Below are 16,353 nucleotides of genomic sequence, written 5' to 3'. Positions count from 1 at the left end.
CTCCTCTGTGGGCTCGGTGGCCCTTTTCTTGTGGTGCGGTCAGCCCAGGGCGGCTGCGGCGTTGCGCACGGCGGCGCGGTAGGTATCCTTGTGCACGTAGTAAGCCATGCGTTCGAGCTGCAGGTACTTGAAGCCACCCGACAGGTCCGGCGGCGGGCCCTGCACTGCGGCCGTGAAAGCCTTGGCGGCGGGCGTGCCGGCATCGAGCGCCTTGAAGTAGCGTGCCACCAGCTCGGCCTGCTCGTAGCGGCCCTGCCAGCCGATGCCGCTGGCCTCGATCATGCCCAGCACGGCCAGGCGGCGCCGGCCGGGAGCGAAGATGTTCAGGTGCAGGCGCGGTGCCATGCCCTGCCAGTTGAGCAGCTCGCGCGCGATGAAGGGGTAGTGCAGCGTATAGCCCGTGGCCGCCAGCACCATGTCGTAGTCCTGCTGGGTGCCGTCCTTGAAGTGCACGGTGGCGCCATCGAAGCGCGCGATGTCGGCCTTGACGTGGATGTCGCCATGGCCCAGGTGGTGCAGGATCAGCGAATTCACGATGGGATGCGACTCGTACATCTTGTAGGTGGGCTTGGGGAAGCCGAAGCGTGTGGGGTCGCCCGTGAACCATTTGAGCACCGTGCTGTCCACCTTCTGCTTGAGCCAGGGCGGCAGCGGCCGCTTGCCGCCCAGTGTGTCGGCGGGCTTGCCGAACACGTACTTGGGCACGAAGTAGTAGCCGCGCCGCACAGAGATGTCGACGCTCTCGGCGTAGTGCACGGCATCGACCGCGATGTCGCAGCCCGAGTTGCCCGCGCCCACGATGAGCACGCGCTTGCCCTTGAACTGCTCGGCATGCTTGTAGGCCGAGGTGTGCAGCAGCTCGCCGCTGAAATGCCCTTCGAAGCGCGGCATGCTCGGCTCGGCCAGCGTGCCGTTGGCGATCACCACGCCCTTGTACTCGGCCGCTTCGGTGCCCCCGTCCGCCGTGGCGATGGTCACGCGCCACAGCGTGTCCTCGCTGTCGCTGACCGGCTCCACCTTGAGCACGCGCACGCCGAAACGAAAGTGCCGGCGCAGGTCGAAATGCTCGGCAAAGTCGCTGAAGTAGCGGCACAGCTCGCGGTGGCTGGGGTAGTCGGCCACGCTGTCGGCCATTGGGAATTCGCTGAACTCGGTGGTGCGCTTGCTCGAGATCAGGTGGGCCGAGGCATACACCGTAGAGCGCGGGTTGGCGATGTTCCACAGCCCACCCACGTCGGTATACGCCTCGAAGCCCTGGAACGGGATGCCGAGCTTTTGCAGATTGCGCGCACCGGCCAGGCCCGAAGGGCCGGCACCGATGAGTGCAATCGAGCCGCGCGTGGCAGGGGTAGTGGTGTCTACGCAGGCCTGCAGGTCGGCAGATGCGTTGCGAAGGTCGTCTTGCATGAGGGGCTTGGCTCGCAGGTGAAATTCAGCGGGGTTCGGCAGGCGCGCCATCGCTGGCGCCGGGCAGCCCGGGGATGGCGGTGGCCCCCGCCTCGCCCACGCGCGGCTTGCGCGGCTGGCCGCGCAGCAGGCGGTCGTAGGTGGCGGCGGGCAGGCAGGCCAGCAGGCGCGAGAGCCAGCCGATGTGCCGCGGCAGCATGATGTGCTCACGCCCGCGCGCTACGCCCGCCAGCAGGGCCTTGGCAGCGGCATCGGGCTCCATGAGCCCTGGCATGGCGAAACGGTTGCCAGCGGTAAGTGCCGTGCGCAGGTAGCCCGGGCTCACCGTGTGTACGGACAGCCGCGTGCCCCGGCACTCGGCGCGCAGGCTTTCGAGGTAGCGGATCAGCCCGCCCTTGCTCGCGCAGTAGGCGCCATTGCCGGGCATGCCGCGCCAGCCGGCGATGCTGGCCACGCCGACCAGGGCGCAGCGCGGGCCCTGTACGGCATGCGCGCGCAGTGCTTGCACAAAGGGCTGGAAGGTGGTGGCAGGGCCGAGCAGGTTGATCTCCAGCATGCGGCGCATCACGGCCAGGTCACCGGCCTCCGCGGTGTCGAAGCCACCCGCTACACCCGCGTTGGCGATCACCAGGTCGGGCAGGCCGGCACGCGCCATCCAGTCGGCAGCGACCTGCGCCATGGCCGCGGCATCGGCCACATCGGGCGCGTACACCGCGCAGCGGCCGGGCGCGGTGGCGGCCAGCGCATCGAGCACCGGGCGCTGCAGGCCCACCAGCGCCACCTGTGTGCCCTGGGCCAGCAACTCACGCGCCAGTGCCTGGCCCAGGCCGCCACAAGCACCTGTGACGACGGCATTGCGAAAGGGTGCGGGGGTCAGGGACATGGGTGGGAGCGGTTGTTTACAGAACGCAGACGGATGTCTACGATGCGCCCACTGTAGGCCAGGCCTCACAAATCCCGGAATATTTTCTTATTTCGTCTCGAAATCAGAGATTCATGACCGAAAACACTGCTCCATCACCCGGCCTGCGCCTGTTCGACCTGCTCGAACTGCTGGTGCGCGAGGCCCGCCCACTCACACTGGCCGAGGCCGTGGCCGCCAGCGGCTGGCCCAAGCCCAGCGTGCACCGGCTGCTGGTGCAGCTGGAGGCCGGCGGCCTGCTGGCGCGCGAGCCCGACGGCCGGCGCTACGCACCCGCGCCGCGCTTGCTGCGCCTGGCCGAGGCCACGCTGGCTGGCAGCACGCAGCAGGGGGTGCGCCACGCCGTGCTGCGCCAGTTGGTGGCAGAGGTGGGCGAGAGCTGCAACTTCACGGCCCTGTCGGGCGCCGAGGTGGTGTACCTGGACCGCATCGAGTCGGCCTTTCCGCTGCAGATGAACCTGCGCCCCGGCACGCGCGTGCCCGTGCACTGCTCGGCCAGCGGCAAGCTGTTGCTGGCGCACATGGCCGCGGGCCAGCGCAACAAGCTGCTGGATGGGCTTGCGCTCACGCGCCACACCGCGACCACGCTGACCACGCGTGCCGCGCTCGATGCCGAGTTCAAGCGCATCCGCAAGGAGGACTACGCAGTGGACGCCGAGGAGTTCGTCGAAGGCCTGGTGTGCGTGGCCGTGCCGGTGCGCGGAGCGGACGGCAAAAGCATCCGCTGCGCCGTGGCGCTGCAGGCCCCGGTGGCGCGCATGTCGCTGGCGCAGGCGCTGGAGAAGTTGCCGCGGCTGCAGGTGGCGGCTGCAGCGCTGGCGCGCACCTGGAGCTGAAAGCTCAGCGCTTTGCGCGCGGCTTCTTGCGCATGCCGCCAGCCACCTGGCGCAGGCAGTCGATCAACTGCTCGGTGCTGGGCGTGGGCCGCTGGCCGCGCAGGGTGATCAGGCCCACAGGCGGCAGATCGATGGGCACGGCCAAGGGCAGCACCGCCACCTGCCCCTGCGCCGCAAAGTGCTGCGCCACCGAGCGCGCCATGAAGGCCACGGCACCACGCTGGTGGATGAAGCTCAGCTGCGTGAGGAAGGAGGCCGACTCCACAATGTCGGCCGGCGGGTGCAGGTCGTGCGCAAAGAACATCTGGTCCAGCTTGACGCGCAGCGAGGCCCAGGGCGGCGGCATCACGCAGGGCAGCGCGGCCAGGTCGGCCCACTGTGGTTTGCGCTTTCGCGCCAGCACATGGCCGGGCTGCACGACCACGGCCATGGGCTCGGCATACAGGGCCTCGGTCTCCAGGTCGGGCGAGGCGTAGCCGGGCTCCAGGCGGCCCACGAAGAGGTCGAGTTCGCCCAGGCGCAGCTTGGGCAGCAGGCGCGTGAGGTCGCCCTCCTCGACCAGCACCGTGGTGTGGATGGAGCGCGCCTTGAGCCGCTCTACGGCCTGGGCCAACAGCACCGGCGTGGCCACCACCATGGCGCCCACGCTGGTGCGGCCGCTGGCACCGCTGGCCTCGGCCGCGATCTCGGCGCGCGTGCGGTCGTAGCCGGCCAGCACCGAGCGCGCAAAACGCACCACACTCAGGCCTGCGGCCGTGGGCTCGGTGCCGCGCGTGGAGCGGTCGAATAGCGGCAGGCCGAACATGCGCTCGATCTCGGCCAGCGTCTTGGAGACAGCAGGCTGCGTGACCGACAGGAACTCGGCCGCACGGCCCAGGTGGCGGAACTGGTCCAGCGCCACCAGCATCTGCAGGTGGCGCAGCTTGAGGTTGGAGCGCAGGACGCGGTCGATGCGGGTCATGGGGTTTCTCCTGATTCATGTCTTGCAGGCTATGAAGAGAGTCCATAGTTTCATTGGATTGTTATGCATCGCCTGAGAACAATCGCGGCTCCCGATCAAAAAAATGGAGACAGACATGAACGACACCCCACGCCAGGACCGGCGGCAGCTCATCCTTGGCGCCCTCGGGGCCACTGCGCTCGCAGCCACGCATGGCAAGCTGTTCGCGCAGGCCTACCCCGAACGCCCCATCACCTTCATTTGCCCCTGGCCCGCAGGCGGCACGGCCGACCAGTCGATGCGCACCCTGTGCACCGTCGCCGGCCGCATCCTGGGCCAGGCCATCGCGGTGGAGAACCGCGCCGGCGCCTCGGGCATGATCGGCTCCAAGGCCCTGGCCGCGGCCAAGGCCGACGGCTACACCATCGGCCAGATCCCCATCTCGGTCACGCGCTTTGCGCAGTTGGGCACCTTGCAGGCCGACCCGCGCAAGGATTTCACCTACCTGGCACGCACCTCAGGCCAGACCTTCGGCATCGCCGTGCCGGCGGACTCGCGCTTCAAGACCCTGAAGGACTTCGTCGACCATGCCAAGGCCAACCCCGGCAAGGTGACGTACGCCCACGCCGGCGTGGGCGGCGCCACGCACGTGGGCATGGAGGAGTTCGCGGCAGTGGCCGGCATTCAGCTCAACCACGTGCCCTACAAGGGTGGCGCCGAGGCCCTGCAGGGCGTGTTGGGCGGCCATGTGGATGCACTGGCCGACTCGAGCTCCTGGGCGCCGCATGTGGAGGCCGGCAAGCTGCGCCTTTTGGCCACCTGGGGCGAACAGCGCACCGCGCGCTTCAAGGACACGCCCACCCTGCGCGAGCTCGGGTACGACGTGGTGGTGGATGCCCCCAACGGTATCGGCGCGCCCAAGGGCCTGGACCCGGCCGTGGCCGCCAAGCTGCGCGACGCCTTCCGCCAGGCCGTGGCCAGCCCCGAGTTCAAGGCGGTGGCCGACAAGCTCGATGCGCCGCTGTTGTACCTGGACGGCCCCGACTACGAAAAGTACGTGAATGCGGTCTACCTGAAGGAGACCGTGCTCATCGACAGGCTCAAGCTGCGCGAGCTGATGCGCAGCTGAGTCCCTGCATCCCCAGAAGCAAAAGGTCCCGATGACTACCCCTGCGGCCTCTACCGACCTGTCCAGCCCTTTGCTGCACCTGCATCCCAACGACAACGTGCTGGTGGCCAAGACGGCCCTGGCGCTGGGCCAGTCCATCCCCGAACTGGGTGTGCGCACACGCGCCCAGGTGCCTGCCGGCCACAAGATCGCCGCGCGCCGCATCGCTGAGGGCGAGCAAGTGCGCAAGTACGACACCGTGATCGGCGTGGCCACGCGCGACCTGGAGCCCGGCGACTACGTACACAGCCACAACCTCAGGATCGTGGACTACTACCGCGACCCGGCCTTCGGCGCCGACGTGCGGCCCGTAGACTACCTGCCCGAGGCCGGGCGCGCCAGCTTCCAGGGCTTCGTGCGCGCCGACGGCAGCGTGGGCACGCGCAACTTCATCGGCATCCTGTCGTCGGTGAACTGCTCGGCCACCGTCATCAAACGCATCGCCGCACACTTCACGCCCGAGCGGCTGGCGGCCTTCCCGCATGTCGACGGGGTGGCCGCCTTCGCGCAGACCAGCGGCTGCGGCATGTCCTCGCCGAGCGAGCATTTCGACGTGCTGCGCCGCACCCTGGCCGGCTATGCGCGCCACCCCAACCTGGCGGGCGTGCTCATCGTGGGCCTGGGCTGCGAGCGCAACCAGGTCGATGCGCTGGTGGATTCGCAGGGCCTGAAGGCCGGCCGGCTGATGCGCACCCTGGTGATGCAGGAGGTGGGCGGCACGCGCGCCACCATCGAGGCCGGCATTGCCGCCATCGAGGCCATGCTGCCCGAGGCGAACGCCGCACGGCGCCAGCCGGTGAGCGCGGCCCACCTCAAGATCGGGCTGGAATGCGGGGGCTCGGACGGCTTCTCGGGCATCACCGCCAACCCTGCCCTGGGTGCGGCCATGGACATCCTGGTGCGCCACGGCGGCACGGCCATCCTGTCGGAAACACCCGAGATCCATGGCGTGGAATTCATGCTCACGCGCCGCGCCGTGAGCCCCGCAGTGGGCCAGAAGCTGCTGGACCGCCTGGCCTGGTGGGAGCGCTATGCCGCCGGCCAGAACGCCCAGTTCAACGGCGTGGTGGGCCATGGCAACCAGGCCGGCGGACTGGCCAACATCTTCGAAAAATCGCTGGGCTCGGCCATGAAGGGCGGCACCACACCGCTCCAGGCGGTGTACGAATACGCAGAGCCCATCACCCAGAGCGGCTTCGTCTTCATGGACTCGCCCGGCTACGACCCCGTGGCCTGCACCGGCCAGATCGCCAGCGGCGCGCAGCTGATCTGCTTTACCACCGGGCGTGGTTCCATGTTCGGCAGCAAGCCGGCGCCCACCATCAAGCTGGCGAGCAACACGCCCATGTACACCCGGCTCGAGGAAGACATGGACATCAACTGCGGCGTGGTCATCGACGAGGGTGTGTCCGTGCCCGCGATGGGCCAGCGCATCTTCGAGCAGATCCTGCGCCATGCCAGCGGCGAGGCCACCAAGAGCGAGGCCCTGGGCCTGGGCGACCATGAGTTCGTCCCTTGGCACCTCGGCATCGTGAGCTGAACCCGCACCGACCACAACATAGACACCCATGCCCCTGACCTTCACCCGCACCGACCTGGTACGCAGTGCCAACTTCATCGCTGGCCAATGGACACCTGGCCCCGGCGCCACGCTGGCCGTGACCGACCCGGCCACCGGCGCTGTCATCGCCCACGTGCCCGACAGCGGCGCCCCCGAAGCCCTGGCTGCGCTGGACGCCGCACACGCGGCCTTCCCCGCCTGGAAGAAGGTCCCCGCCAAGCAGCGCGCCCAGATCATCAAACGCTGGAACGACCTCGTGCTGGCCCACCAGGACGACCTGGGCAGGCTCATCTCGCGCGAGCAGGGCAAGCCCCTGGCCGAGGGCAAGGGCGAGGTGGCCTATGCGGCCAGCTACATCGAATGGTTTGCCGAGGAGGCCACGCGCATGAACGGCGAAGTGATCCCCGCGCCGGTGCCGGGCCGGCGCATGTTTGCGCTGAAGGAACCTGTGGGCGTGGTGGCGGCCATCACGCCCTGGAACTTTCCGGCGGCGATGATCGCGCGCAAGATCGCCCCGGCCCTGGCTGCCGGCTGCACGGTGGTCTGCAAGCCGGCGGAGGACACGCCGCTGACCTCGCTGGCCCTGGTGCTGCTGGCGCACGAGGCGGGTGTGCCCGCTGGCGTGCTCAACATCGTGACCGCTTCACGCGAGAAGACGCCCGAGGTGGTGGACCTGTGGCTCGATGACGCCCGCGTGCGCAAGATCACCTTCACCGGATCGACGCCCGTGGGCAAGCACCTGGCGCGGCGCAGCGCCGACACGCTCAAGAAGCTGTCGCTGGAGTTGGGCGGCAACGCGCCCTTCATCGTCTTCGAGGATGCCGATGTGGATGCGGCCGTGGACGGATTCATGGCCGCCAAGTTCCGAAACGGCGGCCAGACCTGTGTCTGCCCGAACCGGGTGTTCGTGCACGACCGCGTCCACGACGAATTCGCCAGCAAGCTCAGCGCCCGCGTGGCCGCGCTCAAGGTGGGTCCTGCCAGCGACCTGGCCTCGCAGATCGGCCCCATGATCAATGACCGGGCCGTGGAAAAGATAGCGCGCCACGTGCAGGACGCAGTGGCGCGGGGGGCGAAAGTGCTGACCGGTGGCCAGCGCCTGCCCGGGCTGGGCCCCACCTACTACGCGCCCACGGTGCTGGTGGGCGCCGACGCCTCCATGGCCTGCTCCTGCGAGGAAACCTTCGGCCCCGTGGCACCGCTCACGCGCTTCGCCACCGAGGCCGAGGTGATCGCCGCAGCCAACGACACACCCTTTGGCCTGGCGGCGTATTTCTACAGCAACGACGTGCGGCGCATCTGGCGCGTGGCGGACGCGCTGGAGACCGGCATCGTGGGCATCAACGAAGGCGTGATCGCGGCCGAGGCGGCTCCGTTTGGTGGTGTCAAGGAGTCGGGTTACGGGCGCGAGGGATCGACCCACGGCCTGGACGACTACCTGCACACCAAGTACCTCTGCCAGGGACAACTCGACTGAAAGACCCCACCCATGCCCGCCCACAACCCCTTCAAGACCGCCCTTGCCGAGCGCCGCCCCCAGGTCGGCCTGTGGCTCTCCATGGCCGACCCCTACCTCGCCGAAGCGGCCGCCACCTGTGGCTACGACTGGCTGCTGGTCGACGGCGAGCACGCCCCCAACGACGTGCGCAGCACCCTGGCGGCGCTGCAGTCGGTGGCGCCCCACAGCGCCCAGCCCGTGGTGCGCGTGGTCGAGGGCAGCACGGCCCTCATCAAGCAGATGCTGGACATCGGTGCCCGCACCCTGCTCGTGCCCATGGTGGATACGGCCGAGCAGGCGCGCGCCATCGTCTCGGCCACGCGCTACCCGCCCCTGGGAATCCGCGGTGTGGGCAGCGCCGTGGGGCGTGCCTCCGAGTGGAGTGCGCGCAGCGACTACCTGAACGTGGCCGATGACGAGGTCTGCCTGCTGGTGCAGGCCGAGACGGTGGCGGCCCTGAACAACCTCACGGCCATCTGCGCGGTGGACGGCGTGCATGGCGTGTTCATCGGCCCGGCCGACCTGGCGGCATCCATGGGCCACCGCGGCAACCCTGGCCACCCGGAGGTGCAGGCGGCCATCGAGGGGGCGATGAGGACCATCATCGCCAGTGGCAAGGCGGCGGGGACGCTCACTTCGGACCCGGTGTTGGCGCAGCGCTATCTGGATCTGGGATGCACCTTTGTCGCCGTGGGCGTGGATGTGCTGATGTTTGTGAATGCGGCGCGCAAGTTGCGGGGGCAGTTTGGGGGGCGGGGCGCGGTTGCCGATGTGCCTGACAAGGCGAGCGCGGCCTATTGACCTCATGGGACGATGGCGGCTTCCTGCCCGTGTTGAGGGCGGAGGCCGGGTCTCGGCCCGGCGGCCGAGGTACTTGTTCTTTGCTTCGCCAAAGAAAAGTACCCAAAAGAAAGGCGACCCCGCTGCCCGTGTCCCCCTCGCACTGCGTACGAGGGGGCAGCCTGCGATGCTCGGTCCTGGGGTGTGCCGCAGAACTCGCTGCGTTCTTCGAACTCCGCTCAAACAGCTGCGGCGAGCCAGACAACGATGCGCGTGTCCTTCGGCACGCGCTCACCCCAGGCCCTGCGCTTCTCGGCACGGTCAGAAGGGGGTGGGAACGGGCTCCACTCGGGCCATTGCTTCGCTCGGCCTGTGGTCCTTCGCTGCGCTCGGCTAGCCAGAGCGAGCGCGCCCAACCTGTCGGCAGCGCGCATCGCGCACGTCACCGACCCAAGGCGCAGCTGCGAAGCAGCAGCCGTCTTTGTCCCCGCTCCCCACCCCTGCTGGCTGCGCCGAGAAGCGCAGGGCCTGGGGTGGGTGCGTGTGCCGAAGGACACACGCACTTCGTGCTCTAGCTTGCCGATGCTGTTTGAGCGGAGTTCGAAGAACGCAGCGAGTTCATCGGCACCACCCCAGGCCCGAGCATCGCAGGTTGCCCCCGTTCGCCCGACAGGGCGAACGGGGGACGCAGACTGGGGGTCGCCTTTTCTTGGCCCACCTTCTTTTGGCGACGCAAAAGAAGGTGGGTGCGCCGCCGGGCGCACACCCCGGCCTCAGCCTTTAAAACAGGCATGCAGCAACCACAGCACACGATCCGTGAAATCCGTCGCAGCGCACGCCATGTCTCGACAACACACGCCAGCAACCGCTGCCACAAAGGCACCCCAAGCCGTGAACAATTTCACCACCCCGCCCCCCCAGTGCAGCGCAGGGCCCTGGCTTCAATCGGACTGCGTGGAATGATCGCGCCCAGGTTCCAGAAACCACCGCCACCAACCCACCACGCTAATCCCCATGAAGCGCCGCCTCATCCTCGGAGCCACCGGCTCCCGTGGCCGCCACGTGCTCGAACAGGCGATCACCGCCGGCCACCAAGTCTGCGTGCTCGTACGCAACCCGGCCAAGCTACCCACCGAGACACGTGCACTGGTCACCTTACACCAGGCCGACCTCGGCCAGATCGCCACGGAGGACCTGGCGGCAATCGTCCGGGGACACGATGCACTCATCAACTGCGCCAGCATGGTCACCGAGGGTCAGGCCTTCGTGGACCTGGTGGCGCGCATCGTCGAAGCGTCGAATCGCTGCCCGCCTCCGAGCGGCCTATCTGCTGGTTTTTTGGGGGCGCTGCGGCGCTGGACATCGGCCAGACGGGCCGCAAGGGCGCTACCCTGCCCAAGGTGCGCGACACCTACTGGCCGCACCTGAAAAACTACGAACGCATCTGCGCGTCGCCCCTGGACTGGCGCATGCTGTGCCCCGGCCCCATGGTGGAGAAGGCCGCGCTCGGCATGGCCCGGATGCGGGTGGCCACGGAGCAGTTGCCGGTGCGCATTGCGGGCTTCGCCAACGCGCTGCCTGCCCCACTGCTCCTGCTGCTGTTCGCCTCCAAGGTGCCCGAGATAATCATCCCCTATGCCGACGCCGTAGCCCTGATGCTGGCCCACCTGGAGCCTGCCGGCACCCTGTCGCGCAACCGCGTGGGGATGGCGCTGCCAGTGGGCATGAGGGGCAGGAAGGACACCTGGGCGGCGCAGTCCCGCGCCACGGCCTGATGGCTCAGCTGCCCGCCACCTTCATCTTGTTCACGAGAATCGAACCCACGGTCTTGGCACCGTAGTTGTAGGTGTCCGCACCCACGGCCTCGATGCCCTGCAGCATGTCCTTCAAGTTGCCGGCGATGGTGATCTCATGCACCGGGTAGGCGATGCGGCCATTCTCGACCCAGAAGCCGCTGGCGCCGCGCGAATAATCGCCCGTCACGTAGTTCACGCCCTGGCCCATGAGTTCGATCACGAACAGGCCGGTGCCCAGCTTTTGCAGCATGGCGTCGAGGTCGTCGCCGGGCTGGGTCAGGCGTGAAGTCATGGTCAGGTTGTGCGAGCCGCCGGCGTTGCCGGTGGTCTTCATGCCCAGCTTGCGTGCCGAGTAAGTGGACAGGAAATAGCCCTCCAGGCGCCCGCCCTTGACGACCTGGCGCGGAGCCACGCGCACGCCTTCATCGTCGAACGGCGAACTGCCCTTGCCGCGCAGCACGAAGGGGTCTTCGCGCACGTCGATGTGCTTGGGCAGCACGCGCTTGCCCAGCGAGTCGAGCAAAAAGCTGCTCTTGCGGTACAGCGCGCCACCGCTCACGGCCTGCACCAGGCCGCCCAGCAGGCCGGCGGCCAGGGTGGACTCGAACAGCACGGGGCACTGCGTGGTGGGAATCTTGCGGCTGCCCAGGCGCGACAGCGCGCGCTCGGCGGCGTAGCGGCCCACGGCCTGCGGCGAGGCCAGCTCGGCCGCATCGCGCATGGAGCTGTACCAAGCGTCGCGCTGCATCTCGGCATTGCGGCCGGGCAGCGAGGCAATCGGCGCCACCGAGAAGCTGTGGCGCGACGACGCGTAGCCACCGCGGAAGCCGCGCGTGTGGGCGCTGAAGAAGTGGCTCTGCTGGGCCGACACGCCTGCGCCTTCGCTGTTGGTGATGCGGCGGCTGGCCTTCAGGGCGGCGGCCTCGCATTCCATGGCCATCTTCGCGGCCTGCTCGCTGTCGATGGACCAGGGGTGAAACAGGTCCAGGTCGCGGTGCGTGTCGATGGGCGCGATGTCGTCGGCATCGGGCAGGCCGGCCATGGGGTCTTCGGCCGTGAAGCGGGCGATGTCGTAGGCGGCCTGCGCCGTCTGCTCGATGGCCTTGCTGGAAAAATCGGAGGTGCTGGCATTGCCCCGGCGGTTGCCGATGTAGACGGTGATGCCCAGCGACTTGTCGCGGTTGCGCTCCACCGTTTCGAGCTCGCCCTTGCGCACGCTGACCGACAGGCCGCAGCCCTCGGAGGCCTCGGCGCCGGCGTCGGTGGCGCCGAGCTTTTTGGCATGCGCGAGGGCGCGGTCCACCAGTTCTTCGAAGAACGGACGGCTGTAGCTGAAGCCGTTGTCGGGGGTGCCGGATGCGGTGGCGGCCGGGGCGCTGGAGGCGCGCGGCGTGCGGATGGAGGGTTTATTCATAGCGGCAGCTATGATACTTGCCGCTGTGGCGCGCGCTGCGCCACCTCCCCATTTGCCCCCACCCATGTCACGCAAACCCAAAAAAGGCTACTTTGTGAAGGGCCAGTTCGTTGCCGAAGGCAGCGAAATGGACATTCAGCTCAAAGCCGAACTCAAAGGCACGCCCGATGCCAGCCGAACCGATCTCAAGCGCGAAAGCGATGCCCTGCAGGACCTGGGCAAGGAGCTTCTGACCCTGCGCGCCGACCTGTTCGAGAAGGTGGGCCTGCCCGAGAAGCTGGTGGATGCGCTGGCCGAGGCCAAGCGCATCACCAATTTCGAAGGCAAGCGCCGCCAGATGCAGTACGTGGGCAAGATCATGCGCAAGCTCGACCCAGAGCTGGTACAGGCTGCGCGCCAGGCGCTCGAAGAGCAGCACAAGGGCTCGGCCGACGTGAAACTCACGCTGCACCTGGCCGAGCAGTGGCGCGACCGCCTGATCGCCGACGACGAGGCCCTGGCCCCATGGATGGCCGAGCACCCCGACACCGACACGCAGCAATTGCGCGCCCTGATCCGCCAGGCGCGCAAGGATGCGCCGCCCGCCGACAAGGCCGCCGTGTCGCAGGGCCTGGCGCCGCGCAAGGGCCGCGCTTACCGCGACCTGTTCCGGCTGGTGCGCGAGCACATGGGCGACGTGCCTGAGAACGACGAAGACGGCGACGAGGACGGGGACCATGCCTGAAGCTGAGCACGGCGCCGTCCACGACCCTGTCCGGGTAGGCATTGTCTCCATCAGCGACCGCGCCAGCAGCGGCGTCTATGAAGACAAGGGCCTGCCGGCGCTGCAGGACTGGCTCACCCGCGCACTGCACAACCCCATCACCTTCGACGCGCGCCTGATCCCCGACGAGCAGGCAGGCATCAGCGCCGCGCTGATTGCTTTGGTGGACGCGGGCTGCAGCCTGGTGCTGACCACCGGCGGCACGGGCCCCGCGCTGCGCGACGTGACGCCCGAGGCCACGCTGGCCGTGGCGCACAAGGAAATGCCGGGCTTTGGCGAGCAGATGCGCCAGATCAGCCTGAAGTTCGTGCCCACGGCCATCCTCTCGCGCCAGGTGGCGGTGGTGCGCGGGCAGAGCCTGATCATCAACCTGCCCGGCCAGCCCAAGGCGATTGCCGAGACGCTGGAAGGCCTGCGCGCGGCCGATGGCGGCCAGATCGTGCCCGGCATCTTCGCAGCAGTGCCCTATTGCATCGACCTGATCGGCGGGCCCTACCTCGAAACCCGCGACGAGGTCTGCAAGGCCTTTCGGCCCAAGAGCGCGGTGCGCAGCCGCTGAATGCAGGCTTGGCGAGGTGCGCCGGGCTTGCATTTTGTAACCAGTGATGCGGCTCGTGACCCATGTGGGTGCGCCGGATCACACGAAAGTGCGTTGTGCTGCCCCTAGACTGGCCGCTACATTCACTTTCACCGACACATGATGAAGAAAAGACTTCTTCTGCAGCTCACCCTGGTTGGCCTGCTCGCTGCCTGCGGCGGTGGCGGCGGCAGCAGCGATGGGCCCACGCCAACGCCCCAGCGCCTGGTGGGCGAGATCTTCGGCACGCCCGAACAGGTGGCTACCTCGGACCTGGTGACCAATGCCGGCTACGGCGGCTATGGCGGCGCACTGGAGACCTCACGTGCGATACAGAAGGCCGGCAAGACCAACATGCTGGACTTTCTGTTCCTGTTCAACATCTCCGACAAAGGCGCCGCCCGCCTGGTGAGCGACGCCCCCGCCGTGCTGGAGGCCTACATCGCGAAGAACGCCGACCTGCTGCAGCCCGGCGTCTACGTGTACCTGCTGGATGAGATGTACCTCAAGGCGTCGCTGGTGGAGGACGACCCGGCGGAATACCAGGCGCAGCTCGACGACCTCAAGCGTGCCGCCGCGCTGGTGCGCCAGCGCCTGCCGCAGGTGAAGCTGGGGCTGTCGTTCAGCCCGCACGCCACCTTTGGCCACCCCAAGGTGATGCCCTTCATAGCGCCGGCCATCGCGCAGGTGGACTGGGTGGGCACAACCACCTACTGGCTGGGTGACAAGACCACCACCAGCGCGCTGCACGACTGGTCGCGCGCCCTGCCGGGCCTCGCACGGGCCGCCCAGCCCAAGGTGGAGACCTGGTACATCGCCCAGGCCTTCCGCGAGCCCGCGTGGGACAAGCAGGCTTTCCGCGAGTTCATGCAGACCGAGCTGCAGATCTCGGACAGCTACGACGCGATCATCTTCTTTGGCTGGCAGGAGACCTCGGAATTGTCCAGGCAGACCGCCGGGCGCTACTTCGAGGCCGAGACACGGGCTGTCTACAGCCGGTTTCTCAAGAAATGACCTGCCGGGTGGGAGAGAACCCTGGAAAGGGTTCTACTTGCCCACCAGCTCGTTGAGCTTGCCCGCCTCGAACTGCTCGGTGGTGGCCGCATCGCAGGGCACGCAGTCCCGGGTGGCCGGGGCCGCCGTCGAGAGCTTCTCGATGGCCTGCCACAGCAGCATGATCTGGTGCTCCTGCGAGGAGGCGTTGTCGATCAGGCCGCGCATGGCCTGCGACAGCGGGTCGTCCTCCTGCGTGATGCCGTAGGCCGTGAACTTGCGCGGCTGTGGCTCGGTCACGTCGGCGCTCTGGCCGGCCTTGGAGGGGATGATGCGCGCCGGGATGCCGACGGCCGTGGCCCCTGCGGGCACGGGCTTGATGACCACGGCGTTGCTGCCGATCTTGGCGCCATCGCCGACCTCGAAGCCACCGAGCACCTTGGCACCCGCACTCACCACCACATCCTTGCCCAGAGTGGGGTGGCGCTTGGCGCCCTTGTAGAGCGAGGTTCCGCCCAAGGTCACACCCTGGTAGATGGTGCAGCCGTCGCCGATCTCGGCGGTCTCGCCGACCACCACGCCCATGGCGTGGTCGAAGAACACGCGCTCGCCGATCTTGGCGCCCGGGTGGATCTCGATGCCCGTGAACCAGCGCGCAATGTGCGAGATGAAACGCCCCAGCCACTTGAAGCCATGGCCCCAGCACCAGTGTGCGGGCCGGTGCAGCCAGATGGCGTGCAGGCCGGGGTAGCAGGTGATCACCTCCCAGGTGCTGCGCGCAGCAGGGTCGCGGTCGAGGATGCACTGGATGTCGGAACGCAGGCGTGCAAACATGGCTATGGTTGTTTTTGGAATATGGAAATGCAGTCTAGCGCTTTGCCTGCGCCGTTTCGATCATGGCTTTAGCGACACCACGCAGGATGTGGATTTCCTCGGACCCCAGTTGCGCGCGGTTGAAAAGCTGGTTCAGGCGCGGCATGAGCTTCTTGGGCGCCTCGGGGTCCAGGAAGCCGATGTCCACCAGCGCACGCTCCCAGTGCGCCAGCATGCCGGCCACCTGGGCGGCATCGGCCAGCTCACGCTCCTGGGCGGCATCGGCCACCTCGCGGTCCGGCACGGGCACCGCCGCTGGCGCACCGAAGCCCCCCAGGGCCATGCGCCATTCGTAGGCGATCACCTGGATGGCCGCGCCCAGGTTGAGCGAGCCGAAGCCGGGATTGGTGGGAATCGACAGCGCCACATGGCAGCGGTACACGTCCTCGTTGGCCATGCCGAAGCGCTCGGAGCCGAACAGGAAGGCCACACCCGACTCCACAGCGGCGTCTGCCGCCCTAGGGGCGACCAACTGCGCAAAATGCTCGCGCGGCGAGCGGGTCGGCGGCCCGAAGTCCCTGGGCGTCATGGCCGTGGCGCACAGGTGGCTCATGCCGTCGAGCGCCTCGTCCAGCGTGGCGACGATGCGCGCGTTCTGCAGCACGTCGAGGGCGCCGCTGGCGCGCTGGATGGTCTCTTCACGCCGCAGCACGTTGGCCCAGCGTGGCTCGACCAGCACGAGGTCGTCGAACCCCATCGTCTTCAGGGCCCGCGCGGCGGCACCGACGTTGCCGGCATGGCTGGTGTTGATCAGGACGAAACGGGTTTTCATGGGGTCGAAAGGGCTCTGTGCGGACCTGGATAGGCCCTTGCATTGGGACGGAA

General features: G+C 68.2%; 16 protein-coding genes. 10 read left to right on the top strand and 6 right to left on the bottom strand.

What is annotated here, in order from left to right:
- Window positions 1-39: 39 nt before the first annotated feature.
- Both ACSQ3Y_RS09705 and ACSQ3Y_RS09700 read right to left on the bottom strand, forming a co-directional pair.
- A complete protein-coding gene (locus ACSQ3Y_RS09705) occupies window positions 40-1,407 on the bottom strand; it encodes a flavin-containing monooxygenase (RefSeq protein ID WP_436177121.1) in 1,368 nt (455 codons plus the stop codon).
- 25 nt (window positions 1,408-1,432) lie between these two features.
- The gene (locus ACSQ3Y_RS09700; RefSeq protein ID WP_436177120.1) at window positions 1,433-2,290 is read right to left on the bottom strand and encodes an SDR family oxidoreductase; all 858 of its coding nucleotides are present in this window, start codon (window positions 2,288-2,290) and stop codon (window positions 1,433-1,435) included.
- A gap of 113 nt (window positions 2,291-2,403) precedes the next feature.
- On the opposite strand from ACSQ3Y_RS09700, the gene ACSQ3Y_RS09695 reads away from it, so the two are divergent.
- A complete protein-coding gene (locus ACSQ3Y_RS09695) occupies window positions 2,404-3,165 on the top strand; it encodes an IclR family transcriptional regulator (RefSeq protein ID WP_057199646.1) in 762 nt (253 codons plus the stop codon).
- Between the two features lie 4 nt (window positions 3,166-3,169).
- On the opposite strand, the gene ACSQ3Y_RS09690 is transcribed toward ACSQ3Y_RS09695, so the two are convergent.
- A complete protein-coding gene (locus tag ACSQ3Y_RS09690; RefSeq protein ID WP_057199645.1) occupies window positions 3,170-4,126 on the bottom strand; it encodes a LysR substrate-binding domain-containing protein in 957 nt (318 codons plus the stop codon).
- 115 nt (window positions 4,127-4,241) lie between these two features.
- On the opposite strand from ACSQ3Y_RS09690, the gene ACSQ3Y_RS09685 reads away from it, so the two are divergent.
- The 6 genes from ACSQ3Y_RS09685 to ACSQ3Y_RS09660 all read left to right on the top strand — a co-directional run bounded on the left by ACSQ3Y_RS09685 (window position 4,242) and on the right by ACSQ3Y_RS09660 (window position 10,887).
- Window positions 4,242-5,234, top strand: a complete 993-nt coding sequence (locus ACSQ3Y_RS09685) for a tripartite tricarboxylate transporter substrate binding protein (RefSeq protein WP_436177119.1) — start codon at window positions 4,242-4,244, stop codon at window positions 5,232-5,234.
- A 31-nt stretch (window positions 5,235-5,265) separates the two neighbouring features.
- Window positions 5,266-6,813, top strand: coding sequence for a UxaA family hydrolase (locus ACSQ3Y_RS09680; protein WP_057199643.1), 1,548 nt, complete (start codon window positions 5,266-5,268; stop codon window positions 6,811-6,813).
- A gap of 28 nt (window positions 6,814-6,841) precedes the next feature.
- Entirely contained in the window at window positions 6,842-8,311 is a 1,470-nt protein-coding gene (locus ACSQ3Y_RS09675) for an NAD-dependent succinate-semialdehyde dehydrogenase (RefSeq protein ID WP_436177118.1), read from the top strand.
- 12 nt (window positions 8,312-8,323) lie between these two features.
- Window positions 8,324-9,133 carry an aldolase/citrate lyase family protein gene (locus tag ACSQ3Y_RS09670; RefSeq protein ID WP_436177117.1) on the top strand — a complete coding sequence of 270 codons (810 nt, stop codon included), beginning with the start codon at window positions 8,324-8,326 and terminating at the stop codon, window positions 9,131-9,133.
- A 993-nt stretch (window positions 9,134-10,126) separates the two neighbouring features.
- Window positions 10,127-10,540 (top strand): NAD(P)H-binding protein, encoded by a 414-nt coding sequence (locus ACSQ3Y_RS09665; protein WP_436177116.1) that lies wholly within the window; start codon window positions 10,127-10,129, stop codon window positions 10,538-10,540.
- Window positions 10,513-10,887, top strand: a complete 375-nt coding sequence (locus ACSQ3Y_RS09660) for a hypothetical protein (RefSeq protein WP_436177115.1) — start codon at window positions 10,513-10,515, stop codon at window positions 10,885-10,887. Before ACSQ3Y_RS09665 ends, ACSQ3Y_RS09660 begins: the two co-directional genes overlap by 28 nt.
- A gap of 4 nt (window positions 10,888-10,891) precedes the next feature.
- Here the strand turns inward: ACSQ3Y_RS09660 and pmbA are convergent, their stop codons facing one another.
- The gene (gene pmbA, locus ACSQ3Y_RS09655; RefSeq protein ID WP_436177114.1) at window positions 10,892-12,322 is read right to left on the bottom strand and encodes a metalloprotease PmbA; all 1,431 of its coding nucleotides are present in this window, start codon (window positions 12,320-12,322) and stop codon (window positions 10,892-10,894) included.
- A 64-nt stretch (window positions 12,323-12,386) separates the two neighbouring features.
- Between pmbA and yjgA the strand changes: the two genes are divergently transcribed.
- The 3 genes from yjgA (at window position 12,387) to ACSQ3Y_RS09640 (ending at window position 14,676) form a co-directional block, all read left to right on the top strand.
- A complete protein-coding gene (gene yjgA / locus ACSQ3Y_RS09650; protein ID WP_057266039.1) occupies window positions 12,387-13,046 on the top strand; it encodes a ribosome biogenesis factor YjgA in 660 nt (219 codons plus the stop codon).
- Window positions 13,039-13,644 carry a molybdopterin adenylyltransferase gene (gene mog, locus ACSQ3Y_RS09645; RefSeq protein ID WP_436177113.1) on the top strand — a complete coding sequence of 202 codons (606 nt, stop codon included), beginning with the start codon at window positions 13,039-13,041 and terminating at the stop codon, window positions 13,642-13,644. Before yjgA ends, mog begins: the two co-directional genes overlap by 8 nt.
- 141 nt (window positions 13,645-13,785) lie before the next feature.
- Window positions 13,786-14,676 carry a hypothetical protein gene (locus tag ACSQ3Y_RS09640; RefSeq protein WP_436177112.1) on the top strand — a complete coding sequence of 297 codons (891 nt, stop codon included), beginning with the start codon at window positions 13,786-13,788 and terminating at the stop codon, window positions 14,674-14,676.
- Window positions 14,677-14,709: 33 nt separating this feature from the next.
- Here the strand turns inward: ACSQ3Y_RS09640 and cysE are convergent, their stop codons facing one another.
- Both cysE and ACSQ3Y_RS09630 read right to left on the bottom strand, forming a co-directional pair.
- Complete coding sequence (gene cysE / locus ACSQ3Y_RS09635; RefSeq protein ID WP_436177111.1) at window positions 14,710-15,489, bottom strand: serine O-acetyltransferase; 780 nt, start codon at window positions 15,487-15,489, stop codon at window positions 14,710-14,712.
- 34 nt (window positions 15,490-15,523) lie between these two features.
- Complete coding sequence (locus ACSQ3Y_RS09630) at window positions 15,524-16,300, bottom strand: RNA methyltransferase (protein ID WP_436177110.1); 777 nt, start codon at window positions 16,298-16,300, stop codon at window positions 15,524-15,526.
- Window positions 16,301-16,353: the final 53 nt, after the last annotated feature.

It is taken from the genome of Acidovorax sp. LjRoot66 (genome assembly GCF_964253305.1).
In the GTDB taxonomy this organism is placed as follows: domain Bacteria; phylum Pseudomonadota; class Gammaproteobacteria; order Burkholderiales; family Burkholderiaceae_C; genus Acidovorax.
The sequence above is the reverse complement of the archived record's forward strand: the minus strand, read 5'-3'. Positions and strand labels throughout refer to the sequence as shown.

Excerpts from the sequence above, each read along its gene's own strand:
- ACSQ3Y_RS09690 (WP_057199645.1), bottom strand. The coding sequence starts at position 4,126 with ATGACCCGCATCGACCGCGTCCTGCGCTCCAACCTCAAGCTGCGCCAC.
- ACSQ3Y_RS09680 (WP_057199643.1), top strand. The coding sequence starts at position 5,266 with ATGACTACCCCTGCGGCCTCTACCGACCTGTCCAGCCCTTTGCTGCAC.
- cysE (WP_436177111.1), bottom strand. The coding sequence starts at position 15,489 with ATGTTTGCACGCCTGCGTTCCGACATCCAGTGCATCCTCGACCGCGAC.
- ACSQ3Y_RS09695 (WP_057199646.1), top strand. The coding sequence starts at position 2,404 with ATGACCGAAAACACTGCTCCATCACCCGGCCTGCGCCTGTTCGACCTG.
- yjgA (WP_057266039.1), top strand. The coding sequence starts at position 12,387 with ATGTCACGCAAACCCAAAAAAGGCTACTTTGTGAAGGGCCAGTTCGTT.
- pmbA (WP_436177114.1), bottom strand. The coding sequence starts at position 12,322 with ATGAATAAACCCTCCATCCGCACGCCGCGCGCCTCCAGCGCCCCGGCC.
- ACSQ3Y_RS09665 (WP_436177116.1), top strand. The coding sequence starts at position 10,127 with ATGAAGCGCCGCCTCATCCTCGGAGCCACCGGCTCCCGTGGCCGCCAC.
- ACSQ3Y_RS09630 (WP_436177110.1), bottom strand. The coding sequence starts at position 16,300 with ATGAAAACCCGTTTCGTCCTGATCAACACCAGCCATGCCGGCAACGTC.
- ACSQ3Y_RS09705 (WP_436177121.1), bottom strand. The coding sequence starts at position 1,407 with ATGCAAGACGACCTTCGCAACGCATCTGCCGACCTGCAGGCCTGCGTA.
- mog (WP_436177113.1), top strand. The coding sequence starts at position 13,039 with ATGCCTGAAGCTGAGCACGGCGCCGTCCACGACCCTGTCCGGGTAGGC.
- ACSQ3Y_RS09675 (WP_436177118.1), top strand. The coding sequence starts at position 6,842 with ATGCCCCTGACCTTCACCCGCACCGACCTGGTACGCAGTGCCAACTTC.
- ACSQ3Y_RS09685 (WP_436177119.1), top strand. The coding sequence starts at position 4,242 with ATGAACGACACCCCACGCCAGGACCGGCGGCAGCTCATCCTTGGCGCC.
- ACSQ3Y_RS09670 (WP_436177117.1), top strand. The coding sequence starts at position 8,324 with ATGCCCGCCCACAACCCCTTCAAGACCGCCCTTGCCGAGCGCCGCCCC.
- ACSQ3Y_RS09700 (WP_436177120.1), bottom strand. The coding sequence starts at position 2,290 with ATGTCCCTGACCCCCGCACCCTTTCGCAATGCCGTCGTCACAGGTGCT.
- ACSQ3Y_RS09640 (WP_436177112.1), top strand. The coding sequence starts at position 13,786 with ATGAAGAAAAGACTTCTTCTGCAGCTCACCCTGGTTGGCCTGCTCGCT.